Origin of the sequence: Chitinophaga pinensis, assembly GCF_007896845.1 — a bacterium.
GTDB lineage: Bacteria > Bacteroidota > Bacteroidia > Chitinophagales > Chitinophagaceae > Chitinophaga > Chitinophaga pinensis_C.
In genome coordinates this window covers 29,624-56,006 of the sequence record NZ_VOHS01000004.1, presented here as the reverse complement: position 1 = coordinate 56,006, position 26,383 = coordinate 29,624, and the positions used below count along the sequence as shown (strand labels likewise).

22 protein-coding genes are annotated in these 26,383 nt (G+C 44.9%); 5 read left to right on the top strand and 17 right to left on the bottom strand.

Annotation, left to right across the window (positions count from 1 at the left end):
- Positions 1-59: 59 nt before the first annotated feature.
- The 5 genes from FEF09_RS05185 to FEF09_RS05165 form a co-directional block, all read right to left on the bottom strand.
- Positions 60-608 (bottom strand): heavy-metal-associated domain-containing protein, encoded by a 549-nt coding sequence (locus FEF09_RS05185; protein ID WP_146304134.1) that lies wholly within the window; start codon positions 606-608, stop codon positions 60-62.
- Between the two features lie 83 nt (positions 609-691).
- Positions 692-1,081 carry an HYC_CC_PP family protein gene (locus FEF09_RS05180; RefSeq protein ID WP_146304133.1) on the bottom strand — a complete coding sequence of 130 codons (390 nt, stop codon included), beginning with the start codon at positions 1,079-1,081 and terminating at the stop codon, positions 692-694.
- 39 nt (positions 1,082-1,120) lie between these two features.
- Positions 1,121-1,333: a hypothetical protein gene (locus FEF09_RS05175; protein WP_146304132.1), complete on the bottom strand. Its 213-nt coding sequence runs from the start codon at positions 1,331-1,333 to the stop codon at positions 1,121-1,123.
- A gap of 175 nt (positions 1,334-1,508) precedes the next feature.
- Positions 1,509-3,440 carry a putative porin gene (locus FEF09_RS05170; RefSeq protein ID WP_186774199.1) on the bottom strand — a complete coding sequence of 644 codons (1,932 nt, stop codon included), beginning with the start codon at positions 3,438-3,440 and terminating at the stop codon, positions 1,509-1,511.
- 191 nt (positions 3,441-3,631) lie between these two features.
- On the bottom strand, positions 3,632-4,453 hold the full coding sequence (locus tag FEF09_RS05165; RefSeq protein WP_012794168.1) for a purine-nucleoside phosphorylase: 822 nt from the start codon (positions 4,451-4,453) through the stop codon (positions 3,632-3,634).
- Between the two features lie 109 nt (positions 4,454-4,562).
- Here FEF09_RS05165 and sucC point away from each other — a divergent pair, with 109 nt between their 5' ends.
- Positions 4,563-5,777: an ADP-forming succinate--CoA ligase subunit beta gene (gene sucC / locus FEF09_RS05160; protein ID WP_146304130.1), complete on the top strand. Its 1,215-nt coding sequence runs from the start codon at positions 4,563-4,565 to the stop codon at positions 5,775-5,777.
- Between the two features lie 204 nt (positions 5,778-5,981).
- Complete coding sequence (locus tag FEF09_RS05155; RefSeq protein WP_146304129.1) at positions 5,982-6,998, top strand: DUF4407 domain-containing protein; 1,017 nt, start codon at positions 5,982-5,984, stop codon at positions 6,996-6,998.
- 53 nt (positions 6,999-7,051) lie between these two features.
- Here FEF09_RS05155 and FEF09_RS05150 read toward each other — a convergent pair whose 3' ends face one another.
- The 5 genes from FEF09_RS05150 to FEF09_RS05130 all read right to left on the bottom strand — a co-directional run bounded on the left by FEF09_RS05150 (position 7,052) and on the right by FEF09_RS05130 (position 9,322).
- The gene (locus tag FEF09_RS05150) at positions 7,052-7,672 is read right to left on the bottom strand and encodes a SprT-like domain-containing protein (protein WP_146304128.1); all 621 of its coding nucleotides are present in this window, start codon (positions 7,670-7,672) and stop codon (positions 7,052-7,054) included.
- A gap of 6 nt (positions 7,673-7,678) precedes the next feature.
- Positions 7,679-7,990, bottom strand: a complete 312-nt coding sequence (locus tag FEF09_RS05145; protein WP_143087872.1) for a hypothetical protein — start codon at positions 7,988-7,990, stop codon at positions 7,679-7,681.
- A gap of 70 nt (positions 7,991-8,060) precedes the next feature.
- Positions 8,061-8,321 (bottom strand): AtpZ/AtpI family protein, encoded by a 261-nt coding sequence (locus tag FEF09_RS34690; protein ID WP_146304127.1) that lies wholly within the window; start codon positions 8,319-8,321, stop codon positions 8,061-8,063.
- Positions 8,251-8,724, bottom strand: a complete 474-nt coding sequence (locus tag FEF09_RS05135; protein WP_146304126.1) for a polymer-forming cytoskeletal protein — start codon at positions 8,722-8,724, stop codon at positions 8,251-8,253. Before FEF09_RS05135 ends, FEF09_RS34690 begins: the two co-directional genes overlap by 71 nt.
- A 193-nt stretch (positions 8,725-8,917) precedes the next feature.
- Positions 8,918-9,322, bottom strand: coding sequence for a hypothetical protein (locus tag FEF09_RS05130; protein ID WP_146304125.1), 405 nt, complete (start codon positions 9,320-9,322; stop codon positions 8,918-8,920).
- Positions 9,323-9,687: 365 nt separating this feature from the next.
- On the opposite strand from FEF09_RS05130, the gene FEF09_RS05125 reads away from it, so the two are divergent.
- Positions 9,688-12,618, top strand: coding sequence for a tetratricopeptide repeat protein (locus FEF09_RS05125; RefSeq protein WP_186774198.1), 2,931 nt, complete (start codon positions 9,688-9,690; stop codon positions 12,616-12,618).
- Positions 12,619-12,821: 203 nt separating this feature from the next.
- Positions 12,822-15,227, top strand: a complete 2,406-nt coding sequence (locus tag FEF09_RS05120) for a transglycosylase domain-containing protein (protein WP_146304123.1) — start codon at positions 12,822-12,824, stop codon at positions 15,225-15,227.
- 66 nt (positions 15,228-15,293) lie between these two features.
- On the opposite strand, the gene FEF09_RS05115 is transcribed toward FEF09_RS05120, so the two are convergent.
- The 3 genes from FEF09_RS05115 to FEF09_RS05105 form a co-directional block, all read right to left on the bottom strand.
- Entirely contained in the window at positions 15,294-16,241 is a 948-nt protein-coding gene (locus FEF09_RS05115) for a M20/M25/M40 family metallo-hydrolase (protein ID WP_146304122.1), read from the bottom strand.
- Positions 16,242-16,332: 91 nt separating this feature from the next.
- Entirely contained in the window at positions 16,333-18,186 is a 1,854-nt protein-coding gene (yidC, locus tag FEF09_RS05110; RefSeq protein ID WP_146304121.1) for a membrane protein insertase YidC, read from the bottom strand.
- Positions 18,187-18,303: 117 nt separating this feature from the next.
- A complete protein-coding gene (locus tag FEF09_RS05105; protein WP_146304120.1) occupies positions 18,304-19,956 on the bottom strand; it encodes a CTP synthase in 1,653 nt (550 codons plus the stop codon).
- Between the two features lie 302 nt (positions 19,957-20,258).
- On the opposite strand from FEF09_RS05105, the gene FEF09_RS05100 reads away from it, so the two are divergent.
- Positions 20,259-20,774 (top strand): acyl-CoA thioesterase, encoded by a 516-nt coding sequence (locus FEF09_RS05100; RefSeq protein ID WP_146304119.1) that lies wholly within the window; start codon positions 20,259-20,261, stop codon positions 20,772-20,774.
- A gap of 117 nt (positions 20,775-20,891) precedes the next feature.
- Here FEF09_RS05100 and FEF09_RS05095 read toward each other — a convergent pair whose 3' ends face one another.
- The 4 genes from FEF09_RS05095 to FEF09_RS05080 all read right to left on the bottom strand — a co-directional run bounded on the left by FEF09_RS05095 (position 20,892) and on the right by FEF09_RS05080 (position 26,124).
- Positions 20,892-21,560: an HD domain-containing protein gene (locus tag FEF09_RS05095; protein WP_146304118.1), complete on the bottom strand. Its 669-nt coding sequence runs from the start codon at positions 21,558-21,560 to the stop codon at positions 20,892-20,894.
- A 976-nt stretch (positions 21,561-22,536) separates the two neighbouring features.
- A complete protein-coding gene (locus tag FEF09_RS05090) occupies positions 22,537-23,118 on the bottom strand; it encodes a bifunctional precorrin-2 dehydrogenase/sirohydrochlorin ferrochelatase (protein ID WP_146304117.1) in 582 nt (193 codons plus the stop codon).
- A gap of 81 nt (positions 23,119-23,199) precedes the next feature.
- Complete coding sequence (cobA, locus tag FEF09_RS05085) at positions 23,200-23,976, bottom strand: uroporphyrinogen-III C-methyltransferase (protein ID WP_146304116.1); 777 nt, start codon at positions 23,974-23,976, stop codon at positions 23,200-23,202.
- Positions 23,977-24,009: 33 nt separating this feature from the next.
- Entirely contained in the window at positions 24,010-26,124 is a 2,115-nt protein-coding gene (locus FEF09_RS05080) for a HEPN domain-containing protein (protein WP_146304115.1), read from the bottom strand.
- Positions 26,125-26,383: the final 259 nt, after the last annotated feature.

Here is a 26,383-nt window from a genome sequence, read left to right as displayed (position 1 = left end):
ACGATAAAGAATAAGAATCTTCTCATTTACAAGTATTGCGGGAATCGGTTCCCGGTGAATCAGATAGTAACGTGATAAATGCGTTCAGGAGCGGAATGACCTTCCATTTTACAGCAGCTTGCCATAACGCCTGTCTGGTAACAAGGCATGGTTGTCTGTGTACTGAACTTTTTGAATTGTTTGGCGGAGACAAAGTCTTTGTCTATCACGGTTATCTGCTGATCACCTGACAATACCTGATTTTTTGCATTGATGAAATGGAAAGTAGCACCGGCATATTTGATATGTGCATCCTTTTCAACAGCTACTTTATCAAAAGAAGCTGTCAGTACCAGTTTTCCTACAGAGAAACCGGCATCTTCCACCTTCGCTTTAATCTGATCGATATTCACATCAGCACCGGTCTTGAAAGAAAGCAGGAAGGTGGTGTTGTTCAGATCTGTGTCTATCTTATCAACAAAAGGAAGGGTTTTAAGCGCTTCCATGGTAGCACGTGAACACATGGCGCAGGTCAGTCCTGCAGCCTGTAAAGAAGCCTTTTTAATCTGTGCAGAAGAAGAAGTCTGAAGGCCGATGGCCAGCAATATAATAGCAAGTAATGATTTCATGATCTGTAATTTGTAATCGGATAATAAATGACAAACGCTGCTATGGGCATAGCAGATAAGTATCGGTTAACGCGATATACAAATCAGATCAGATAAGTGCAGTATTGAATATACAGGGGTATGGCTTTACAGTCGGGGGGACCGTGACTGTAGTAAGCGATAGGTTGCGTGTTACTGATGGCAGGAACCGGTACGATAATTACCGGCAGACTAAGATCCTTCACAGCAGGCTCAGAGCTCTGTTGTGCTTTTGCAATCTGATGAGAAGAAACGTCTGCTTTACAAAACTTCGCCTCTTCTTTGCAGCATTTGCCTTTTTTACCGGGCTTGCTGCATTTGTTGCACAGATCATCCGCATGAGAAATCAGATCCAGAGAAGCCAGTTTACCCATACAGTAATGCGCGTTCACCGTGAAGCCACTGGTGAGCGTGATATACAGGAAAACTAGTAATATGGTAATGATTCTCTTCATGAATAACAATCGCAAAAATAGCAATTTCTGCCAGATTTGCTACATACCTGCGCTCTCTTCTATTTTGTCAGCTATCGCAAGTAATAATGACATGCTGGCCACCTTGTTTGCCTCTGCCCGGATATGGCCGTCCATATCGTGTTCAAAGATAACTTCCTGTCCGTTGACATTAACCCGGAAACGAGGGGAATGACCGTTCAAAGGTTTCACCATATACCTGTCTGTGTTGTAAACTACTGTAAAGGCCTTCATGTTAAAATGCTTTATACAAACTTAAACAAATCGTGCGCCAGAAGGTTGCAGTCCGGAACAAATCTACCAGCTTAAGTAGTAGTAAAACGGTTTACTTAACAGAAATATAACAATATGATTTAAAACACTTTACAGCGTTAGAAAATAACAATCACGGCCATTGGTTAATAACTGGTTAATTGATAAACCACCAGCGCAAACCCAGTCTGAATGTGAAGTTATTGTATGGGTAAGAAGGTCCGGCAAAGTTGTTTGTTGCGAAAAACGTATTGAGATTTTCTCCCCTGATAAATGCCGACAGTGATTTGATACGGAAGTGTACAAATGCTGCCAGATCAGGCGCATAGTATTTCACCCGTTGGGTAGTCTGATACACAAATTGACCAATCACCGGAGAGTAATCATCTGCATAATAGGACGTGTTATACTTCGCCTCGATACCAGTCATCAGGTTCAGGTTATTGAACAGCTTATTCTCGTAGGCCAGACGGTGACGTGTCCAGATGGCAGGGACATTGATTCTGCCGTCTCCGTGTACCTGCTGGAATGCGAATTCCGCGTACCAGTTGTAGTGTTTGTACCGGAAATGCTTACTTAAGACCACCTGCAGCAGGTTAAAGAGTGCCGGTGCCTGCGTACTGGTATAATAGTTTGAGAAGTAGGTATAGTTTTCCATCAGGTAATAGTTTACCGCCAGGTTATACTTTAGCTTCTTATTATCAGCGGCAAACTGCAGGAGGGTGATGTTTTCCTTTCCAAGTGTGGTATTATACCAGCTGTCGTATGAGCTGCTGAAATATTTATAGATATAAGATGCTTCACGGTTGGTATTACTGAAAAAGAGATGCACATTACCCAGTGTTTCATTCAGGTAACGGCTCAGCATACCACTTACATTATAGTCTCCGGAGTTCCGGCCAGCCAGATAAAACTCACCTTTGGCGGACAGGTCCCATTTCTGGTTACGCGTTTTATTACGGTATTCGCCGTGCAACACCATGTTGTTGAAACTGATATTGGCGTCCAGAAAAGTACCGCGGATATTTTCGTAACGCGCACCGGCACTGATAAAGTGTCCCTGATTGCCACGGAGCGGGAACTGTATCAGAGACACATCATTGGAGATCGTACGCCATTCATGCAGGGCCCTGACAGTATCGCCGTTGAATGCCCAGCCGTATTGTCTGGTGTAGAACGCGGTATCGGGCTGTCCATCCAGATAAGCGAGGCTGTTATTATCTACCTTAAACGTATACTGTACACGGAAAAACGGATCAAACTTATAATAATCGGTTGTATCGTTTACATGCACGGTATCACCTTTACCCCAGTCATACTGCTGTACGAACATGAATCCGGACTGCTTATTGGTGGTCTTTACCGGTAAGGTAGTATTGAAGAGACCTGAAGAGGTAGATGCATAGTTACCAAGGTTCACGTCAATTGTCTTACGCTGACTATATCTTGGATTGTCCAGTATGGAGTCTGCTACGCGCAGCCCCCCGTTCTCACCGTTATTGATCTTATTATAGAAATAGCTGAGGTAAGCATTGTAGCGCTTGTTTTTACTGTTGAAGCGGCCGGTCACCCGATAGATATCATGGTTGGTGGCCTGCGAACGGAAATAACCCGGCGCATATTTCTTATTGTATTCGAAACCGAAATTGAAACGGTCGGTACGGTTCTGTGTGTGGAGTACGCCGATATTCTGTTCCTGCTGACTACCTACCAGATAGGATAATTCCGAGTAAGGCTTGGTCGTAGAATAGATACGGGCATTCTGGTGATTGAAGCCGTAGACATCAAATGTATGGAAGCCGGGATCGAAGCCTGCCTTCATAAAAGGTGTAAACAGGATATTACGGGCAGGTGCACCGCTGTTACCTAACATTACGTAGCTGGCAGGTACATGCATGTAGGACGAGCTGAAGTCGGCTATTGAGGAGTCCAGCTTATAGTCTGTCGGCTCCCCCAGTAAGCGGTAGGTGATCGTAATCGTATCCGGTTCATGCGTATGACTACCGGTATCACGCTGTGCTGCGCCACCGCCGCCTCCACCCATATTACCGAAACGTTGAAACTGCGCCATTACGCATTGCGCGGTCACCAGCAAACAACATATTAAAATAAATGACCTCATCCTATGATATAATTTCCTGCTTCGAGCTTCTTAACTTATTGGTATTGATACATTTGAAACCGGCACAACTACGCGTCTGTGAACATTTGTTTCAAACGGACGTGTCCAGCTTACCCCGGGTATTCCCGTGGGAAGGGCTGCAAGCTAATACAAGCAATTTATATAACCTTGATCAGCTCCCTGAAAATAAGGGTTAATTTCGGTTCAGCTGCATTGGCAGCTTCCAGTACTTCTTCGTGGGTGATCACATTTTCCTCTTCACGGATACCGATATCAGTAATAACACTCATTGCAAAAACTTTCATTCCGCTATGGATGGCAACGATCACTTCAGGAACGGTGCTCATACCAACGGCGTCTCCACCGATGATGTGCATATACATATATTCAGCCCTTGTCTCAAAGGTAGGTCCCTGTACACCTACATAAACGCCGGTATGTACCGGAATACTATTGGCGGCTGCAATTTCTTTTGCTTTGGCAATCAGCGCTTTGGAATATGGTTCGCTCATATCCGGAAAACGGGGACCCAGTGTATTGTTGTTGGGGCCACGCAGCGGATGCTCCGGCTGCAGATTGATATGATCGCGGATGATCATCAGATCTCCTACGTTAAATGCCTTATTCATACCACCGGCGGCATTGGAAACCAACAGCGTATGTACACCGAGGGCTTTCATTACCCTTACCGGGAAGGTGACCTGCTGCATAGACAGCCCTTCATAAAAATGGAAACGACCGGCCATTGCCACTACGGGGCGACCATTCATGTTACCCAGTATCAGGCGGCCTTTATGCCCTTCCACTGAGGAAGAAGGAAAATGTGGGATCTGCTCATAAGGAATTTCAACGCTGTCAGTGATATCACTGGTCAGGTTACCCAGTCCACTGCCTAAAATAATGCCCACTTCAGGGGTACCGGACCATGATTTACGGATAAATTCCGCAGCTGCAGCTATTTGTTGTAAGAGATCACTCATTGATTTATTGTCTTTAAAACAGGTTGCGCAAAGTTATTTTTAATTCACAAAACACTGAGGTTTTATATTTAAATCATAATGACCTATTTTAGCGCCAAATTTTTATCAGATGAACTTACATGAATACCAGGCTAAAGAACTGTTGAAGAAATATAACGTACCGGTACAGGAAGGGATTCCGGTAGATACCCCTGAAGCGGCAGCTGAAGCTTATAAGCAACTTAAAGTGCAGTATGGCAATGAGTTTGCAGTCGTAAAGGCGCAGATACACGCCGGTGGACGTGGTAAAGGTACCATCCGTGGTAAAGAGCAGAGAGGTGTGGCTGTAGGTAAAAATGCGGAAGATGTGAAAACCATTGCCGGTAACATCCTGGGTGGCGTACTGGTTACCATCCAGACCGGAGAAGCTGGAAAATTAGTTAACAAGGTGCTGGTAGCACAGGACGTGTACTACCCTGGCCCTAACCCAATAAAAGAATTCTATCTGTCTATCCTGCTGGATCGTGCAAAAGGTCAGAACGTGATCATGTACTCTACAGAAGGTGGTATGGATATCGAAGAAGTTGCACACAACACTCCTGACAAGATCTTCAAAGAACTGGTACAGCCAAACACTACCCTCCAGCCGTTTCAGGCAAGGAAGATAGCTTTCAACTTCGGTCTGAGCGGTGAAGCTTTCAAAAACATGGTGAAATTCGTTACCAACCTGTACAATGCATACGTTGGTCTGGACGCTGCCATGCTGGAAATCAACCCACTGTTCAAAACCAGCGACGATAAAATCATCGCGGTTGACTGTAAACTGAACCTGGATGATAACGCACTGATGCGTCATGCTGATCTGGAAGCTCTGCGTGATATTAATGAAGAAGATCCAACTGAAGTAGAAGCAGGTAAATTCAACCTGAACTACGTGAAACTGGATGGTAACGTAGGTTGTATGGTAAACGGCGCCGGTCTGGCAATGGCTACCATGGATATGATCAAACTGAGCGGCGGTGAACCTGCTAACTTCCTGGACGTAGGAGGTACTGCAAACGCACAGACCGTAGAAGCAGGTTTCCGTATCATCCTGAAAGATCCTAAGGTGAAAGCGATCCTGATCAACATCTTCGGTGGTATCGTTCGTTGCGACCGTGTTGCACAGGGTGTAATCGACGCTTATCAGTCTATTGGTGATATCAAAGTTCCGATTATCGTTCGTCTGCAGGGTACAAACGCAGAAGAAGCGAAGAAACTGATCGAAGAAAGTGGTCTGAAAGTACAGTCAGCTATCCTCCTGAGTGAAGCTGCTGCACTGGTTAACAAAGCCGTGACTGCTTAATTACATTTCGTAGTGATTGACTAAAAATAGAAAATGAAACCCCGGACAATGTCCGGGGTTTTGTTTTTTATCACTTATTGTGTCCCTTTGGTCACATTCCTGTACCGAAGCTGAAAAAAGTCGTATCTTCATAATCCATCCTTCACTATATACCTGCATTCTGCGGGTGCATTTTTTTTATATATACCAAATAGTACAATTATCATGAAGCGCTTCCGCGACTTTTTCCTGTTTTGTTCAGGAGTGCATGTGCCTATGCTGAAAAGGGCCCCATCAGAGACAAACAAATACGGGGGCATCGGGGCAACAATCTTTTTCACCGGACTACTGGCTGCTTTTTCCGGTGGGTATGCGCTGTGGACAGTATTCAGTTCTCCATGGGGCGCCATTGTCTTTGGCATCGTATGGGGACTGATGATCTTTAATCTGGACAGGTATATCGTCTCAGGTATGAAAAAGCGCAACAAATTCATGCAGGAATTCGGTATGGCTGTACCCCGGCTGATACTGGCGATCCTTATTGCCGTGGTGATCTCCAAGCCACTGGAGTTGAAGGTATTCGAAAAAGAGATCAATCAGGAACTGATTGTCATGGAGCAACAGGTATTCAAAAATCAGGAAGACAAGGTTAAAAACCGCTTCCAGCAACAGGTCAACACCCTGAATGCAGAAATTGCCCAGCTCAACCAGGGCATCCGCGAGCAGGCAGCCAAAGTGGACACTCTGCAGCTTATTGCCCAACAGGAAGCTGATGGTACAGGCGGTTCCCGCAAGCAAAACCTTGGTCCTATTTACAAAGCGAAAAAAGCAGATGCTGACAGTGCGGCTGCCTTATTGCAAAGAATCACGGTCCAGAATGGCACCCTGATCGCCCAGAAACGGCAGCAACTGGCAAGTATCGACTCTACCCGTCAGTCAACTGTAGGTACGCTGGACCGTAGTCACATTGATGGTCTGGCCTCCAGACTGGATGCATTGGGACATCTGACTGACCGTAGTGAGCCTGTGAAATGGGCAAACTGGTTTATCACACTGCTGTTTATTACGATCGAGACAGCGCCGGTATTCGTAAAACTGATTTCTCCCCGCGGACCGTATGACGATCTGCTGGAAGCACACGAACATGCTTATATCATTTTCCGGAAGGAAACGATAGAGAAAAGGGAACGGGAATACAACAAGCGTATGATGATAGGGCAAACAGCGGGTGTAAATTCTTAAATGGAGGTTTAAAGTAAGAAAGGATCTGCAGCTTCAGAGTTGTAGATCCTTTTTTATGCGGCTACGAGTTCCACCTCATATACGGGGCTGAAGAGATACATTCTTTTGGTGGCTACTTCTTCACAGCGGTAACGCTTACGGATACGCTCCCCTTTCCTGAAAACACGACCATCTTTGGTACGAAACAATTGATTGGGCTGCAGTTGTTCTACGAGAAAATGATTTTCTTTCTGACGATCATAGCGTTTGAGTACCCGCATCAGATCATCATCTGCACAGGAACTGGCAGCCGGATTACGGATACTCTGCCGGAGGGCAGCTTCCACATCGGCCGGCAGATAACCTTTACCCACAAACTCTTTCAGAATAGCGGAGAAATGCTGCTTCCACTCCTTCCCATGTGAGGCAACACTATTAGCGTATTGCATAAATGTGGTAAGGTGGGATATTTCATGCAGCAACGTGATCAGAAAAGCATATCGGTTCAGATTACCGTTGATACTGATACGATGTCCACCCCTTCTGTCGGGGTGGCGGTAATCGCCCAAAATGCTTTGCCGTTCACGTGTCACCGTTAAGTGGACCTTGTACTGGTTAAGGTAGGCCATCACCTGCCCGAAGGTTCCTTCAGGCAGATATGCAGCTAATGCATTTAAAGGAGCCTCCTGCTTCACGGGTTGCTAACTATTTTTTCTTTTGATAATTTTTTGCAGACTAAAATTCTCTACTACCGCATATACGGCATAGAAGAACATCAGTATGAAGATAGTGAATTTGCTGGTATGCGGCCTGTTCGCTACGGCATATATAGTAATGCCGGCCAGACATAACATCATTCTGCTGATCATGGAACCATATACACGAAGGAGGAAATCTCCGTTATTCTCAGATCGTATTCCCTTGCGGCTCATGCTGTAGGTCATGGCGGAGAGGGCAGCTAAAGCCAGGTTGCCGATAAGAAGTGCCGTGTGGTGTACTCCATTGTCTAACAACCAGGCTTTTAAAAATAATAATGCGCCATTCAAAATAATGAAAAGGCTAATAACTCTAAAGTAGAACCTGTCACTCATTCCTGCTGGTATCTTTGATAATTTGGCGCAAAATTAAGACTAAAGCTAATAAAGACAAAATGATCAGAAAGAAAGGGAATGACCATCCCGTCCGCTGGTCGATTTTATAACCAGCAAATACCGCTATGCCTAATGTGGCCATCATCTGAAAAGCCAGCCCTGTGTACCGGAGTATCAGCCTGTTATCTGGCTTCTTCTTCGGCTTTTTGTTCAGATTTTTGTTCGGATTTTGTTGAGGTGACTGGTTTTCCATTTTTTTCTTTCTGATTTGCAGCTGCTACTTCCTCAGGCTCCATATAGCAACGACCATTGAATTTCGCTGTTGGTTCCATCTCAAAATGAGCAGTGTACAGATCACCTTTTACCAGCGCGTTACCTTTCAGGAAAAGCAGATCTTCCACCTTAATAATACCAGTTACTTTACCCAGAATGTCCGCACTTTGACATATCAGATCACCGGTAATCTCTCCTTCAGGACCTACTACAATTTTAGCTTTTGTTGATACCAGGCCATTCACCTGACCGTCAATGCGGATATCACCTTCGCTTACAATATCTCCCTGAATGGAAGTTCCACTGCCAATAATGTTCACGTTGGAAGAAGGCATTACTGATTTGCTCTCGCTTCTGGCATTACGATTGTTGTTGCTAAACATAGGATTCTAGGTTTTTCAGCTTTTAGTTAGTGTGATGTAAGATAGTATTATTTATTAACATATTATTTCCGATTGACAATCACTTCTTTCAGAAGTTATTCACATCTTCCCTTAACGGTATACGGCCCCCTTTGCGTATATGACCTTCTCGTATATTTTGTCCCGCAATGTTTTGTCGCCTGACCTGAAATAGTTAGTATGTACTATTATCGACTTTCGGAACTTTAATGGTAGTTGTGTCCAGTTTGCTGGTGGAATAGTCACCGCTGATAACCTTCTGTATATTGTCCAGATATTTATCGCGGGCATTAATGGCTGCTTCCAGTGAATCTGTACGCATTTTCAACCGGATGAACTCTCTCCGCTGCTTAAGGTCACCATATCCCGGGATATAATAACGCAACGGTGTGAATACAACGGTGGCGACAGTAATTGTCACCAGCAGTACAAACAAAGTACTTAAAGCAACATACACACTCATCCGTGATAATTTAAACGATGTGACCTCTTCATAGGTATTGTCGTTCATAATTACCAGGCGGTATCGGTTACCGATCCGGCCCACATTTCTGCCCTTTTTATCACGCTTATTAGCCATATCCGCTATAAAACTGAATAATTTTTCTGATTATCAACCGGCTAAAGTTAAACATTTATATTATTTCGTATTTAAAAAATTGGATAGGACTCATTTTTAATCGTAATATGCACTTTTGACAGCCTCAAAAAAATAATCCTATCTTTAAAAAATAATTTCCTGACATATAAGTTATATAGGTAAGCCTATACACCCTGGCATCCATGAATTATTACAGATCAGTTCGCAATTTTCTATCATATACCTGTTTAGTAAGTCTGTTCTTGTGCTGTATTGAAATTAACAGGGTCAGCGCCCAGCGACGGGATACCACGGTTACAAATAACCAGTCCAGAAATAACAATAGCAGGCCCACTCAACGGACCATGCAAAAGCCGCTTGTTCCAAAAGTAGCGCAGCCGAAAGGTGAAAACAGACGTATTCCCGCAGAAATGCTGGCAGAACGCAAATGGACGATTAAACGTAAACTGGTACAGAACATGCTGGCCAGATATAACTATTTGTTCAATGCCCGCAAGAAACTGGCACTCATTACCCACAATGTGAGCCGTCAGGGACAGGATAACTACAATTACCTGCTCCCCTTCTACCCTTACAGTCTGCAAAGTCTTGGTCTCAGCATTGGCGACCTGGATACCGTCATCGAAAAAGCTTCCATCAACATACAGATACACGACCCTCGTAGTAAATGGATTGACGATAGCTATCTCGTCATTGGTCAGGCCTATTTCTTTCAGGGTGAATGGGATAAAGCCAACCGTACTTTCCAGTTTATCAACACCACCTACGCTCCTAAAAAGAAATCAGATTATAAAGCAGTAGTCGGTTCCAGCGCAAAAGACCAGCTGTCAATTGCCTCCCACGAAAAGCGGAAACCGCCCTTTGGCTACTTCAAACATACCTACGCCCGTAACGACGCTTTTGTGTGGAGAGCTAAAACTCTCCTCGAAATGAAGGAGTTTGATGAGGCCCGTTCTATGATGAATATCCTCGAACAGGATCCCTACTTCCCTAAAAGACTGGCCGGCGACATGGCTGAAGTAAGAGCCTACGCCCTGTACAAACAGGAACGTTTCGCAGAAGTGATCAATCCACTGCAGGTTGCTGTAAAGGCTAAAGGCAACAGGGATGAGCGTGCACGTATGTACTTTATTCTGGGCCAGCTGTATACCAATTACAGCAAACCGGATTCTGCGACCATGATGTTCCATAAGGTGATCAAACAGAAACCGGACCCGATCATGGACTTCCAGGCACGTATCCAGATCGCCAAACTTGATGGTACCCGTGAAGGCGGTTCACTCGACGAAAGCCTCGCCCGCCTGAAACGCATGGTGCGCAAAGAGAAATATTTCGAGTTCCGCGACGCGATCTATTATACAATGGCTAACCTCGTACTGCCAAAAGATCAGGATCAGGCAATGGAATATCTGCGGCAGGCACTCAAGGTAGAGAGCACCAACACTATGCAGAAAGCATTGTCTTTCAAAGCAGTGGCTGATATCTACTACGGACAGCGCCGTTACCGTCTGGCCAGAGATTACTACGACAGTACAGCTTCCGTAATGCCACCAGAATTTACAGACTCCGCCATCGTTAATAAGCGTAAACGCGTACTCAGCGATGTAGCTACCCGTGTGGAAGCTATCCAGCGCGAGGATAGTCTGCAGCGTATCGCCGCCATGCCGGAATCTGACAGGATGATCTTCCTCGAGAAAATGGCAGGACAGATGCGCAGGGAAGCAGAAGAAAAAGCAAAAAAAGACAAGGAAAATGCGGAAAAAGGGATTGTTGATCCACAACAGATGGCCAACAACAACCCGCTTTCCAATATGATGAATAACAATAGCCCTGCCGCTCCTAAAGCGGATGATAAGGGTGAATGGTATTTCTATAATAATGCGACCAAATCCGCCGGTTACTCCGAGTTCAAAAAGCGTTGGGGCAACAGACCTTTGGCCGATAACTGGCGCAGAAGCCAGACCGGTCCGGTTGCAGCCAACCAACCTTTGGCACCGGAAGATGAAAACGGTAATCCAATCGGGGTCAGTGGTGGTAAAACATTGACTGACAGCACCAATGCAAAATCACTTGCTGCCGGTCTGCCCCTCACGCCGGACGACCTGTTGAAATCCAACGTTATCGTAGAGGATGCCTATTATGACTTAGGCAAGCTCTATAATGACCAGCTGGATAACACAGAACTGGCTATTGAAACCTACGATACCCTGTTGAACAGGTATCCACAACATCCGCATAAACAGGAAGTCATCTATTCATTATATATCTGGCATACCAAACTGGGACATACCGCCCTTGCAGCGAAGTATAAACAGAATGTGGTGACACAGTTCGGCGATTCCAAATTTGCCAGCATCATTAAATATGGTGCACTGCAGGACATCAACGAAAGTAAAAAGAAAGAGATCTCCACCTCCTACGACTCCGTTTATGTGAATTATCTGCGGGGGAATCTGGAAGAAGCCTACAACCTGAAAAAGGCAGCTGATTCCAGTTATGGACTCAACTTTATGCAGCCAAAATTTGACCTGCTGGAAGCCATGATCATCATGAAAATGGATACCTGTGAGTTTGGTCGTCAGGCAGTTGTGAATGTCATCAATAAGTACAAGCAGGATGATGCGGTACAGGAAAAAGCCAAATCACTGCTGGAAGCACTGGATAACAGGGCTGCCCTCGTGGTATACCTCTCCAGACTGGAAATAGAAAAAAGCCGGGATAATGGCAATGTGGTCGATGAAAACATCTCTATCCGTTATCCATGGCAGAAACCGGAGCCTAAATTTGATTCAGATAAGCTGAAAACAGCTGCTGCCGATTCTGTAAAAGTGGATGCCAGCGCCGCCAATGCAGCGCTGAAAGTACAGCCTTTGCCAGCGCCACTGAAACCTGTGACTATCTATAAACTGGACGCCAGGAATCCACATTTCGTAATCATGTATTTCCTGCGTACCAATAAAGCCGCTATAGAGGAAGCATTGACACAATTCACCCGGTACAACGCTGAGAAACACGGCGGAGAAAGTATACAGGTGGCCAACTTTGTGTTGACCCAGCAGGATGTCATGCTGATATTCAGATTATTCCCGAATGAAGACAAGGCATTGGACTACTTTGATGAGATAAGGGGCGAAGCTGAAAAGATCGTTCCCCGTATCCGTCCGTCCGATTACACTATGTTTATCATTTCAAGGGATAACTTTATCCAGATGAACAGTACGAAAGACGTGGAAGGCTACCGGAAATTCTTTAATGATACCTACATTACACAATAAGGGACAATAAGATAGAAAACATATTAATTCATTTAAGAAGATAAATCAGCCTTTTAACATTAAAAGGGGGGTATCACACGTTTTTTTTAATAGTTTTGCCCGCTATTACAAGCTATTGCATTTAAGGCCCGCAAATTGCTATAACAGAGTTAGATCTATCCCTGTGCAATGCTGGCCGGGCAAATCAAATATTTTAAGCAAGTATGAAAAAATCGGTTAAAATATTGTGGATCACAGTGTTATCAGTAACCGGATTATTCCTTTTACTGATATTGCTTGTTAACTTCCGCATTATTGGCAACATGCCATCCATGGAAACCCTTGAAAACCCAAGGGCTGCAGTCGCATCTGAAGTAATTGCCGAAGATGGAACCATTCTCGGTAAATACTACCAGGTAGACAGGTCAAGCTCCGACTACAACGAAATTTCCAAAAATGTGCTCAACGCACTGATCGCCACTGAGGATGTCCGCTTCTATGAGCACTCCGGAATCGATCCTTACGCTACCATTGCTATTCCTTTCTACCTCGCAATAGGTAAGAAAAGGGGATCCAGTACGATCACCCAGCAGCTGGCCCTGAACCTGCAGGCTGATAATAACGGTACTTTACGTGCAAGAAACTTTATCGCAAGGTCTTTCCAGAAAATGCAGGAATGGCTGATCGCGGTAAGACTGGAACGTAACTTCACCAAACAGGAGATCATTACCCTCTATCTGAATACAGTTCCTTTCGGGGATAACGTATATGGTATCGAAAATGGCGCACGTACCTTCTTTAGTAAAGATGCAGCTCACCTGTCCATTGAAGAAGCAGCGACTCTGATAGCCATGCTGAAAGGTACCAACCTCTATAACCCACGCCGGAATCCGGTGGTGGCACTTAACCGTCGTAATACGGTGATAGAGCTGATGCAGAAAAATGACTTTATCACTGCTCCTGAAGCTAATGCTGCCAAAAGCAAACCTATCGTATTAAGATACAATAAGATAGACCATAACAAAGGTCTGGCGCCTTACTTCAGGGAGGTACTGCGTGACGAGCTGAAAGTATGGTGTAAAGAGCATAAAAAAGCAGATGGTTCTGAATACAATCTTTACCGTGATGGTCTGAAGATCTATACAACCATCAATCCACGCATGCAGCTGTATGCAGAAGAAGCGGTAGACCATCATCTGAAAGATCTGCAGAAAGTATTTGCTACACAGGCCAATATCAAATCAGGTAGTGTGTGGAAAAACTGGCAGACTTACGTTGATCGTTACATGAAAGAGTCTGACCGCTACAAAGCGATGAAAGAAGATGAAGCATCTGAAGATCAGATCAAAAAAGCATTCAATACGCCTACCAGAATGAAGGTATTCGCATGGAAGAGCTTTACAGAACCTGAGCTCAACGAACTGGATACCATCATGACACCGATAGACTCTATCAAGTACATGAGAGCTATTCTTCAGGCAGGTTTCATGGCGATGGATCCGGAAAGTGGTGAGATCAAAGCCTGGGTAGGTGGTCCTGACTTCCGTTATTTCAAAAATGACCACGTTGCCAAAACCCGCAGACAGGTAGGTTCTACTTTCAAACCATTCCTGTACACCTTCGCTATCATGAATGGTATGCAACCAAGCACCATGCTGCCAAACGAACCGGTATCATTCCCTAAATATAACTGGACACTGAGCCGAAACTCCGAAGGTAGTGTAGGCGGTAGTATCAGTATGGCAGGTGCACTGGCAAAATCACTGAACCTGGTATCTGCTTACCTGATCAAACAGTTAGGTCCGCAGGCAGTGGCTGACTTTGCGAAAAACAAGATCGGCTTCAGTGCAGACATTCCTCCCTACCCTTCTATTTCCCTGGGTACACCGGAAATCTCCCTGTTTGAAATGTTGCAGGCTTACACCATGTTCCCTGCACGTGGTATCATTACAAGACCAATCTACATCACCCGTATAGAAGACAGAAATGGTAACATCCTGCAGACTTTCGCGCCGGAAAAACGCGAAGTGATCAGTGAGAACGAGTCTTATACAATGGTAAAGATGATGCAGGGGGTAACTGGTCCGGGCGGTACTTCTGCCCGTCTGCGTTTCCGTTATGGCATCCAGAGCGAGGTAGCTGGTAAAACCGGTACTACCAACGATAACACCGATGGTTGGTTCCTCGGCTTTACCCCACAGTTACTGGCAGGCGCCTGGGTAGGTTGTGAAAACAACTTCCTGCACTTCAGTTCTACCGCGAATGGTCAGGGTGCAAATACCGGCTTACCAATCTGGGCGTATTTCTTCCAGAAGGTATATGCGGATAAAACATTGAAAATAGATGATAAGGCGACTTTCTCTATTCCACAGTCCATCACCAGTGAATTCTATCAGACGGTTCAAGATAATGTGAAACCAGGTGCTGAAGCTGACGATCATGGTAATGGAAACGAAAGTGACTACACCGAAGGCAACAGCGGCTATAGTGATAGCTACGATGTGAATAAACTGGAACCAGCAGCTGATAAAGAGGCAAAAAAGAGAGAAGAAGAGAAGAAAGAAGGCAAAGAAAAGCCCATTCCTTCTACTATGCCAAAAGCTACTTATCCACAGAAACCGCAACTGTAACGGTAACAATATAAAAGAAAAAGGGTCTGCCATACGGCGGACCCTTTTTCTTTTATAGACACCCTGTTATTTCTTATCCTCTACCTTCTTCTCATTCTCTACATAGTGTAAAGCAGGATATTTCATCGCGTTGTTGATCAGCTGAATACCCAGTTTTAATACCAGCGCTTCTTCTTTTGCCTTCAGTTTTTCCACATCATCTGTTGGTTTGTGGTAGTCGTCATGCGGACCGGTATGCAGGAAAATCACCGGTACATCATTCATATAGAAGTTATGATGATCGGAAGCGCCTTTACCGGAACCGTCTGTGAAATAATGAATACCCGGCTCCTGTGCTTCTTTGAATACAGCAGGCCATTCCTGTGCGGTACCATATCCACCGATACCCAAACCTCTTTCTTCATTATAACGGCCTATCATGTCCATGTTCAGCATGAAATGCATAGTGTTTAACGGGATAGTCGGGTTGGCGGTAAAATATTTAGATCCCTGCAGACCTAATTCTTCGCCTCCAAAGGAGATAAACAGGAAGTTAAATGGCTCTTTCTGACCGTTTTCAGTGAAATATCTGGCTAATTCAAGCAGACCAGCCACACCGGAAGCGTTATCATCTGCCCCGTTATGGATTTGTCCGATGGGATATTTACCATCAAACAATCCGGCGGTACCGAGGTGATCATAGTGTGCGCCTATTACAATGGTCTTTGCAGCGCCATTGTCCAGAAATCCGATCACATTACGGGTAGCAATGCCATGATGTTCTTTCCTGTCAAAAGTAAATTGCTGGAAATAGCTGTCCCCGTTACCCGGTTTCAGTCCGAGTGATTTAAACTGTTTAGCAACGTAACTACTTGCTTTAACGCCCCCTTTTTCGGCTGTGCCGCGACCTTTTAATTTTTCTGACGCCAGATAAGTAACCGTTTTCTGAATACGGCTGGCCGATGGTTGGTAGTCCTGTGCGTAGGCACCGGCATAAACAGTTGTAGCTGTGAATAGAAACAATAAGTACTTCATTAGGTATGATTATGCATGATTTCCTCAAAATACAGAAGGCTTCCTACGTGGGAAGCCTTCTGTTAATATATTACATCAAATTGGTTCGATACTATTGCTTTTTACGCTGTTGTATGTCCTGTTGACGTTTTTGCATGTCTTGCTGTTTCTTCTGCATGTCCTCGAGTTTCTCCTGCCATTTAGACTTGGAAGCAGGTTTCTTTTTATTCTCCTGTATCTGTGCATGAATCTTATCGTGGTTCACGAAGAACTTCTGGATTGCCCACTGTAAACCGATACTGATCACGTTGGACAGGAAGTAATAGAAGGTCAGCGCTGAAGCCAGACGGTTGAAGATACCTAACAGCATGATCGGGAACACATACGGCATGTATTTCATTACCGGATTGCTCTGATCAGCCATACCACGGTTATTGAATGCCAGCATCAAACTGGTGGCAGTCATCAGCAGGGTGAATAGGCTGACGTGGTTACCATAGAACGGAATGGTAAATGGCAGGTTCAGGATAGAATCGTAAGCGGAGAGGTCAGTTGCCCACAGGAAACTTTCTTGTCTCAGCTCGATAGAGGATGGGAAGAAGCTATACATCGCTACCAGGATAGGTAACTGCATCAGGGCTGGTAAACAACCACCGAGCGGATTCACACCTGCGCTTCTGAATAATTTCATCTGTTCTACACCGAAAGCCTGCTGGTCATCACCATATTTTGCTTTCAGGGCATCTATTTCCGGTTTCAGTACTTTCATTTTAGCCTGAGACACATAGCTCTGGTAAGTGAAAGGTGCTATCAGCAAACGGATAAAGATGGTCAGCAGAATGATGATCAGACCGTAGTTACCAATAAATCCACTCAGGAAGTTGAACACAGGGATAATGATCCATTTGTTCACATATTTCACGAAAGCGAAGATACCGGAACCCAGAGGGATGATACTTTCCAGACCGTTATCGAAGGATTTTAAAGTCGAATAATGGTTAGGTCCGTAGTAGATTTCAATCGGGAAGGTGAAATCGTGCGCACGGTTGTAAGGAATTTCCAGTGTGGTAAAGGTCTGTCCTACAATGTTAGCACTTTCAGGCACTTTGGCGTTCACCTCTGCACCGTTGAAGTGTGCATCTTTTCTGGCGATGAAAGTAGTGTTGAAGAACTGTTGTTTTACACTCACCCACTGGAGTTGGTTGTCCCATTTCTCATGTGTGGAACGTTGTAAGGTAAAATAGTCATGTTTGCCATTCACATCACGGTAGTGTACCTGATTGTTCTGGCGTTCGTTCTGCATATCTTTTTCCTGCTTATCATTTTCCGCATCCCACTGTAAGGAAAGGGTTTTCTGATTAGATGGCAGGACGTTTTCCAGTCCGATAGCGTGAATATCAAAGTCTACTGCATAACCATCCTGTTTCAGGGTATATATATACTCCAGATATTGTTCAGGATTGGAGGTAGGCAGGCGGTAAGAGATGGATTGGCTACCATCTGCGAGCTGCTGTACGGTACCACCGGTAAAGTAAAGGTCTGCAGTGTTTAACTGTGTATTGTTATTTGCAGGAACCTGAAGGGAAATACGGTTGAAAGAGCTGTTAGCCAGCATCAAAGGTTTTCCTTCAAAATCCTTGAATTGTTTCAGTTGTACTAAAGTTGGCTGGCCACCCTGCGTAGAGAAGGTAACTTTCAGCACTTTATTTTCCAGAACGGCTGTCTGAATGGTACCATTGGCAGCGCCGGCGAAGGTGCCATATGTACTTGCAAGCTTGCTGGAATCAGCAACGCCCCCGTTTACGTAGGCAGCAGTATCAACCGGTTTAGGCTTATTTACATTAGCTATGGAATCCTGACGATCTTTTTCTCTTTTTGCAGCAGTCTGTTGTTTTTGGTTAAAAAAGATGTAACCAACGAACAACACGCCCAGCAATGCGAAGCCAATGACTGAGTTTCTGTCCATGAAATTCAATTAAAATTTAGGCAGCAAAGGTAAGTAAAAGCAACAAGCTTTCAGCCGCCAACAATAAAGTTAATGCCTTATTGTTGCTACTGAAAGCCTGTCAGTTATAAATAAATATTATTGGTGTGCGATCTTTTCTTCTGCAACTTTTGCCTTAATGGTCTTGTCTTCAGCGTACTGTTTGGCAGCAGCGATGAAGTGAACGAATAAAGGTGCAGGCGCTTCTACAGTGCTTTTCAGCTCCGGATGGAACTGACAGCCTACGAAGAACGGATGTTCCGGCAGTTCTACCATTTCAACCAGACCACTTTCCGGGTTACGGCCGGAAGGTACCATACCCGCTTTTTCGAAATCGGCCAGGAACTGGCTATTGAATTCGTAGCGGTGGCGGTGACGCTCGCTGATGGTAGTATTTGCGTAGATAGTAGCGGCTTTCGAACCTGGGATCAGTTCGCAGGTATAAGCACCCAGACGCATAGTACCACCTTTCACAGTAATTTTCTTCTGCTCTTCCATGAGACCGATTACCGCATGTGGGGTGTCCGGGTTCATTTCTGTGGAGTGAGCATCTGTCCACCCGATCACGTTACGGGCGTATTCCACAACTGCCATCTGCATACCGAGACAGATACCGAAGAAAGGCAGGTTATTTTCACGGGCGTACTGAATAGCCACGATCTTACCTTCAATACCACGATGACCGAAGCCGGGTGCTACCAGCAGACCGTCCAGATTACGCAGCTTTTCAGCCACATTTTCCTGTGTAAGGAATTCAGAATGAATGTTCTGTACTACCACTTTACATTCGTTCATGGCGCCGGCGTGAATAAATGACTCGAGGATGGATTTGTAAGCATCCTGCAGTTCAACGTATTTTCCGATCAGACCAATCGTTACTTTGGATTTCGGATATTTCAGTTTATCCAGAAATGCGCGCCATTTGGTCATATCCGGTTCCTTTTCGATAGGAATACCGAGTTTCTTCATACAGATCACATCCAGCTTCTCGCGCAGCATTTCCAGCGGCACTTCATAGATGGTGCTCATATCTGTTGCTTCGATCACAGCATCAGGCGTCACATTACAGAACAGCGCGATTTTCTTTTTCAGATCATTGTACATTGGCTCTTCTGTACGACAAACGATCACATCAGGATGTACCCCATTTTCGCTCATCATCTTAACAGAGTGCTGTGTTGGCTTGGTTTTCAGCTCTTTTGCAGCACGCAGATAAGGGATGAGGGTCAGGTGTACGACCAGGCAATCCTGCTCGTCCAGTTCCCACTGTAACTGACGAACCGCCTCAATGTAAGGCAGGGATTCGATATCCCCTACGGTACCACCCAGCTCGGTAATCACGATATCATGTTTACCATCTTTACCCAGCAGGAGGATACGACGTTTGATTTCGTCAGTGATGTGCGGTACCACCTGTACGGTTTTACCCAGGTAGGCGCCTTCACGTTCTTTATTGATAACAGTCTGATAGATACGACCAGTAGTCACGTTATTAGACTGTGATGTAGGCGTATTCAGGAAACGCTCATAGTGACCAAGGTCCAGGTCAGTTTCAGCGCCATCTTCAGTTACGAAACACTCACCGTGCTCGTAAGGGTTTAATGTGCCCGGATCCACATTGATATATGGATCAAATTTCTGAATTGTCACTCTAAAGCCACGAGCCTGCAATAATTTTGCCAGCGAGGCAGCTATGATTCCTTTACCCAACGAGGAAGTCACACCTCCCGTAACGAAGATATATTTTGCCATAAGATCTAAAAATTCTGTAGAATATACTTGACCTAAAGAGAAGTGCCGGACGACTTTTGATGTAACCAGTCAAGTAAAAATAACTTCCGAAGGTCATGCAAAGTTAAGACAAATTTAAAGTGCTCCCAAACAGCTTTTTCACATTTAGTCATCGTCATACATATAACAACTTAAGCACAAGATGGTTATAACGTTTTTTTAGCCTTATAAATTTATCCTTGAGGAAATCCTTGTAAGCTGCAGGCATTTATTGCGTCCGTCAGCAAACTTCTTGCTAATTTGCGCCCGTAATAAATCAGCATATGACATTAACGCCCAAGCGTGCGCAGGACTCGGTGATCCAGATGACGGAACTGGTACTGCCAAATGACACCAACACTTTCGGTAACCTGATGGGGGGCCGCCTTATGTACTGGATGGACATAGCGGGTGCCCTTGCCACCATGAAACATTGTAGTGCTCCCGTTGTAACTGCCTCTGTAGATAACATTTCTTTCGAAACGCCTATTAAGCTGGGCAACGTAGTACATATTGAGGCTAAAGTAAGCAGGGCCTTTTCCACTTCTATGGAAGTGCACCTGCGTGTGTGGGGAGAAGATCCGGTACAGCAATACCGTTATAAATCCAACGAAGCGTTCATGACTTTCGTGGCTCTGGATCCTAATGGTAAATCCAGACCGGTGCCGCAGATCATTCCGGATACAGAAGAAGAAAAGCAACTATATGAAGGCGCTATGCGCAGACGTCAGCTGAGGCTGATCCTGAGTGGTAAGATGAAGCCGCAGGATGCGGAAGAACTGAGAGCGCTGTTTCTTTAATTGAAATTAAGAATCAGATAGTTAGTGCTTTCAAACATACTATTGTCTGAAACTTTTTACACCAGACAACAAGGGCGTCCATTATCTGATGGACGCCCTTGTTTTTCCATTATTTACTCAGCTTTCCCCTTCCCATTCCTGATAGAACTTCTCCAGAAAAGTCTCCATAAACGCATGTCTTTCTTGCGCCAGCTGGCGACCGGTGGCCGTATTCATCCTGTCTTTCAGCAATAGCAGCTTCTCATAAAAGTGATTGATAGTAGGGGCAGTACTGTTTTTATACTGTTCTTTGGTCATGTGCAGATCCGGCGGGATAGCAGGATCATAGAGTGCCCGGTTTTTAAAGCCACCATAGTTAAAAGTTCTGGCGATACCGATAGCCCCGATGGCATCCAGACGGTCCGCATCCTGTACCACTCCCAGTTCAGGAGAATAGAATGCACCACTATTATGCCCGCCTTTGAATGAGATATTCACTATGATATCCACCACATGTTGAATTGTCGCTTCCGGCGCCCCTGCCGATTCGAGGAATGCTCTGGCTTTACGGGGACCAATACTTTCATCTCCGCCATGGAATTTGGAATCGGCGATATCATGCAGTAAAGCACTGAGTTCCACCACCAGCATATCCACCTGTTCCCCGGCAGCAATCTTACGCGCCAGTTTCCAGACCCGGTAAATATGCCACCAGTCATGTCCGCCTTCGGCGTCGGCCAGCTCTTTTTTGACAAATTGTTCAGTAGTGGTAATCAGCAGATTTGCTTCAGCGGTGTGTTGACTCATAACGCCAAATATACGTCAGGGCTAACAATAACAAGAAAAACGAAGAAAAGGAGAAGTTGTTTCTCCTTCCCGGGATTCCGGCATGCAATTGTAGAATTGTCCAGGGACCTTGCTTCACTAAGATCTTCTCCGTTTTTCCTTCTAATAAGGGTGGGGAGAAAAATATTGACCCCTTGGAAAAGGGGGCAATCGACATAATCGCAATTAAGCGGTATAGATTCTGGTTGATAAATATGGTTGATCTGATTGATCCGGTTGATCTGGTTGATAAAACTGGAAAGACCTTTTGCTTTCCCGGGAGAATACCTTAGCGAGGCCCCTTTTGGGCCTCGTGCCATAAGGTATATACTTCAGGGAAGCGGGAATATTTTTAATTGGCGCGGCTCAAGGCAGGGGACTAAGGGAATCACCCCGCCTTTGACCGCTGATTGATTTTTAAAGTTGTGACTTCTTCGGTATACGGCTAATTTTCAGCGTCCGGTGCTGTTATTAGCCGGGAAATCATAGGATAGTACTATTCCATTGGCTGGTTTTAAATCTTTTACTGTCTGATTTGATCTTGCGATGGAAATATGTTGTTTAAGCGTAGTTCCTGTGTTATTGTACCAAACCCTTTTTATGACAAGTCTGCCAAATCTATTTCTTGAAGCTATCCTCATACCGCCGGAGATGATATATTATAAAAAATACAATCTGTTTATTATCCGATTCAAATTTTGAAATAATACAATCATCTATCATGATTTCGTTATAAAATTAGGAATCATGATTGATATTTTAAAGCTATTTGCTCTAAAACACATATATATTTTTATTACTAATATTATATATAAGTGCTTAAAAGGAGCCGAAACCCTTTGAAAGGCAGTATTATTTTAACTGAAACAAAACAGATATAAACGACCATCAGAGGGATATGGTCGTAAATACACATATAGAATTAAATAGCATATAAATAAAGCTATAAAGGGGCTGTCTAGTCTTTTCTTACCAATACGTCCGTAATCCGGTTCAGCTGTTTTACTTTTTCTGTAAAATCACCTTTGATCCTGTCACGGATGACCTGTAATTTATCCAGTACATCATTGATAGAAGGGGGAATTACTTCCTGTAATACTTCTTTGAGGCGTTTTGCTACGGTCGGGGATTTACCGTTAGTCGATATGGCTATTTTGAGTTGTCCTTTCTGTACAATGGACCCTAAGTAGAAGTCACACAATTCCGGCGTATCTGCCACATTGATCAGTACCCGGCTGCTTTTGGCTTTCTCCCAGACATACTGGTTCAGTTCACGGTCAGCAGTAGCAGCAATCGCCAGATCCTTTCCAAGCATATCTCCACAGGAGAATGGCTTCCGGATCAGTTCCACGTTAGGCGCATCCTTCACTAACCTGATCAATTCGGGTTGAAAGTCAATCGCCACGACGGTGATATATGCCGATGGACAGTTCTCCAGCAGGGCATTTACCTTTTCGTGACCAATGTTTCCACCTCCGACTACCAGCACGTGCAACTGGTTCAACTTGAAAAATACCGGGAAAAGATGATTTTCTTCCATAATGATCCGATTACTGGTTACACAACGACGGACTACAATGCCGGGCGGCAGTTGTAGTCCGTCATATGTAATATATTAAACTTAAACTGCAATTTTCAGTTGTTCTGCGATCTTTTCCTGTACTGTCTGGAAGGCTTCGTGGAATCGTACCACCTCTCCTACCACAATGATAGCCGGATTACGCAGATTATCACGCAGGGCAATTTCCTGCAGATCGGCTACGTTACCAATGCCAATCTTCTGATCAGGCATGGTACCATTCTGAATGATGGCGGCGGGTACATTTCCTTTCCCCTGTGCCACATATGCTGCTGAGATCTCATCCAGTTTGCCCATCCCCATGAGTACTACCACGGTAGTATCTGCCTGGACAGCATAAGCCAGGTCACGGGATAAGCTCCCACGCTGTGTGGTACCTGTCAGGACCCAGAATCCTTCACTCACGTTACGGGCGGTAACCGGTATTTTGTTAATGCCCGGAACAGAGATCGCGCTGGTGACACCTGGAATGACTTCTGTATCGATGTTGAATTGCTGGGCAAAAGTCAGTTCTTCCTGACCACGACCGAATACAAAAGAGTCTCCGCCTTTCAAACGTACGACACTACCATAAGTCAGTGCGTATTTTACGATCATGCGGTTGATCTCCTCCTGTGAGTACATATGCATACCTGCACGTTTACCTACAAAACGCTTCAGACAATTGCAGGAAGCATGTTCCAGCAATTCATTATTAGAAAGCGCATCATAGAGTATCACTCTGGCCTGTTGTATTGCTTTCAGACCTTTTACGGTGATCAGCTCCGGATCGCCGGGCCCCGCGCCTACCAGTGTCAATTTCGGATGAATAGTCTGCATAGTGTACATTTAAGAGTTGATAACCGCAGTGGATTACTGGGCAGTAACTGCTGCTGTCTGATTTCTGAAGGCATGTGCCTGCTTGTAGAAGTCTTCTGCCTGCTGATAGTATTGTTTTGCAAAGCTTTCAGAAGGTTCGTTCTGATTGATCTGCAATACCAGCGTTTTGAAGCTGCCATCCAGCGGCCATTTGCCTGTTTCTACAAAGTGTTTATCGAAGTCATTGATGATACCGGTCTGGGTATTGCAGCTTACGCCTTCACCCAGTAACAGTGCCTTTGCCGTCTGAACGAATGTAGAGTAGGAATGATAGATACCATCCGCATACTGTTTTTCATCCAGTGCTATTTTACCTGATTGCAGTTTCTCCTCGCCTTCAAACAGCAGGGTCGCTACCAGATCAATTACTACGCTGGCACATTCGCCCACACCAATGGCGGTTGCAAACTTATCGCCCTGACCCCAGTCTACGAAGTCTTCATCTTCCAGAGTACCCAGATCGGTCAATGGTTTCAGGAGGTCGTAGAAGTATTTTTCACCCTGACGGTCGTAGTATTCATTGAATTTCTCGTGTTGTTGTGCATTGGCTTCGTAATTTCTCAGCAGGGCACGCAGTACATCCGGACCACGTTTGCTGGGCACTTTGATTACTTTATCCGCTACGCGGCCAACACCATCACCTACAATACCACCACCCAGCAGTACCTGAAGGGCAGGCAGTACTTTACCACCGCTCTTCAGAGAAGAACCATGGAAACCAATGGAAGCGATACCGTGCTGTCCGCAGGAGTTCATACAACCACTGATCTTGATCTTAATATCTTTATTATATACCAGATCCGGGAATTCTTCTGCAATTACCAGTTCCAGTGCTGTAGAGATACCAGTGCTGCTGGAAATAGCGAGGTTACAGGTATCTGTACCCGGGCAGGCTGTAATATCTGCGATGCTGTCGAAGCCGGGTTCTGCGAAACCGGCTGTTTCCAGTACGCTGAATACGTAAGGCAGGTGTGCCGGCTGGATATATTTGAGTAATAAACCCTGATTCGCAGTTACCCTTACATCATTGGCAACGACTGGTCTGAGTGCTTCTACCAGTTGACGGGAGATCACTGAGCTGATATTACCCAATGGTACACGTACATAAGCAGCATAGTAATCAGCCTGACGCTGACGGAAGGCGTTGGTCGCTTTCCATGCTTCATATTTCTTCGCATCCTTTACGGTATAAGCAGGTAAAATTGCATCTGCTGCAGGTAATTCCGTTTCAGGCCATGCTGCTGCATCAATAGGATAAGATTGCACCTTGTTAGCAATACGTTCTTCCGCTACCAGTCTGGAAAACTCTTCAAATCCCAGTTTCTGGACCAGAAACTTCATACGTGCTTTATGACGGCTGGCTCTTTCACCATGACGGTCAAATACGCGCAGTACGGATTCAATATATGGGATCAGCTGATCAGCTTCCAGAAATTCGTGTGCTACATGTGCGAGATAAGGCTGTGCACCAAGACCACCACCTACCAGCACTTTGAAGCCGCGGACCTCCTCACCATTTACGATACGTACTTTTGGAATCGCTCCCATGTCGTGCATGAATGACCACGCAGTATCTGCATCGCTGCTGGAAAATGACATTTTTATCTTACGCCCCATGTCCTGACAGATAGGATTACGCAGGAAATAACGGAAGGTAGCATCCGCGTATGGCGTCACATCAAATGGCTCCTGCGGATCGATACCCGCTCTGTCAGAAGCGGTAATATTACGAACGGTGTTACCACATGCCTCACGGATAGTGATATCATCAAGATCGAGTTTGCTCCATAATTCCGGTGTTCTGTCCAGACTAACGAAGTGGATCTGAACGTCCTGACGGGTAGTTAGGTGGAGATTACCGGTTGAATATTCGTCAGACACATCAGAGATACGTTTCCATTGTTCCAGGGTCATTTTACCATAAGGTAATTTGATACGGATCATCTGTACACCAGGCTGACGCTGGCCATAAATACCCCTCGCCAGACGCAGGCTACGAAACTTTTCCTCAGGGATCTGTCCTTCGCGGAATAAACGGATCTTCTTCTCCAGCTCTATAATATCTCTCTCAACGACAGGATTTTCCAGTTCTGTTCTGAAGCTTTGCATAAGTAATATTTTCTTGGTGGTAAATTATCAGAGATTAAAATGTTATTGTTCCTTATCAGATATAAAGTAAAAAGCCTCCGTGTAATATGACGGAGGCTTTGTATATTTTGTTTGATTCTTTTGATTGATCATTCTCCTTATACATCTAAGCCTCCACGAGCGTCTCCTATATTCCCCATTACTTTAGTAGACTATTACAAAGTTAGAAATATAGGTGAGAATTCCAAAAGTATTTTGGGCCCTTCACATAGGAGGTTCG

Bases quoted from the DNA above. Each gene is read 5' to 3' on its own strand.
- FEF09_RS05185 (WP_146304134.1), bottom strand. From the start codon at position 608: ATGAAATCATTACTTGCTATTATATTGCTGGCCATCGGCCTTCAGACT.
- FEF09_RS05180 (WP_146304133.1), bottom strand. From the start codon at position 1,081: ATGAAGAGAATCATTACCATATTACTAGTTTTCCTGTATATCACGCTC.
- FEF09_RS05175 (WP_146304132.1), bottom strand. From the start codon at position 1,333: ATGAAGGCCTTTACAGTAGTTTACAACACAGACAGGTATATGGTGAAA.
- FEF09_RS05165 (WP_012794168.1), bottom strand. From the start codon at position 4,453: ATGAGTGATCTCTTACAACAAATAGCTGCAGCTGCGGAATTTATCCGT.
- sucC (WP_146304130.1), top strand. From the start codon at position 4,563: ATGAACTTACATGAATACCAGGCTAAAGAACTGTTGAAGAAATATAAC.
- FEF09_RS05155 (WP_146304129.1), top strand. From the start codon at position 5,982: ATGAAGCGCTTCCGCGACTTTTTCCTGTTTTGTTCAGGAGTGCATGTG.
- FEF09_RS34690 (WP_146304127.1), bottom strand. From the start codon at position 8,321: ATGGAAAACCAGTCACCTCAACAAAATCCGAACAAAAATCTGAACAAA.
- FEF09_RS05135 (WP_146304126.1), bottom strand. From the start codon at position 8,724: ATGTTTAGCAACAACAATCGTAATGCCAGAAGCGAGAGCAAATCAGTA.
- FEF09_RS05130 (WP_146304125.1), bottom strand. From the start codon at position 9,322: ATGGCTAATAAGCGTGATAAAAAGGGCAGAAATGTGGGCCGGATCGGT.
- FEF09_RS05125 (WP_186774198.1), top strand. From the start codon at position 9,688: ATGCAAAAGCCGCTTGTTCCAAAAGTAGCGCAGCCGAAAGGTGAAAAC.
- FEF09_RS05120 (WP_146304123.1), top strand. From the start codon at position 12,822: ATGAAAAAATCGGTTAAAATATTGTGGATCACAGTGTTATCAGTAACC.
- FEF09_RS05115 (WP_146304122.1), bottom strand. From the start codon at position 16,241: ATGAAGTACTTATTGTTTCTATTCACAGCTACAACTGTTTATGCCGGT.
- yidC (WP_146304121.1), bottom strand. From the start codon at position 18,186: ATGGACAGAAACTCAGTCATTGGCTTCGCATTGCTGGGCGTGTTGTTC.
- FEF09_RS05105 (WP_146304120.1), bottom strand. From the start codon at position 19,956: ATGGCAAAATATATCTTCGTTACGGGAGGTGTGACTTCCTCGTTGGGT.
- FEF09_RS05100 (WP_146304119.1), top strand. From the start codon at position 20,259: ATGACATTAACGCCCAAGCGTGCGCAGGACTCGGTGATCCAGATGACG.
- FEF09_RS05095 (WP_146304118.1), bottom strand. From the start codon at position 21,560: ATGAGTCAACACACCGCTGAAGCAAATCTGCTGATTACCACTACTGAA.
- FEF09_RS05090 (WP_146304117.1), bottom strand. From the start codon at position 23,118: ATGGAAGAAAATCATCTTTTCCCGGTATTTTTCAAGTTGAACCAGTTG.
- cobA (WP_146304116.1), bottom strand. From the start codon at position 23,976: ATGCAGACTATTCATCCGAAATTGACACTGGTAGGCGCGGGGCCCGGC.
- FEF09_RS05080 (WP_146304115.1), bottom strand. From the start codon at position 26,124: ATGCAAAGCTTCAGAACAGAACTGGAAAATCCTGTCGTTGAGAGAGAT.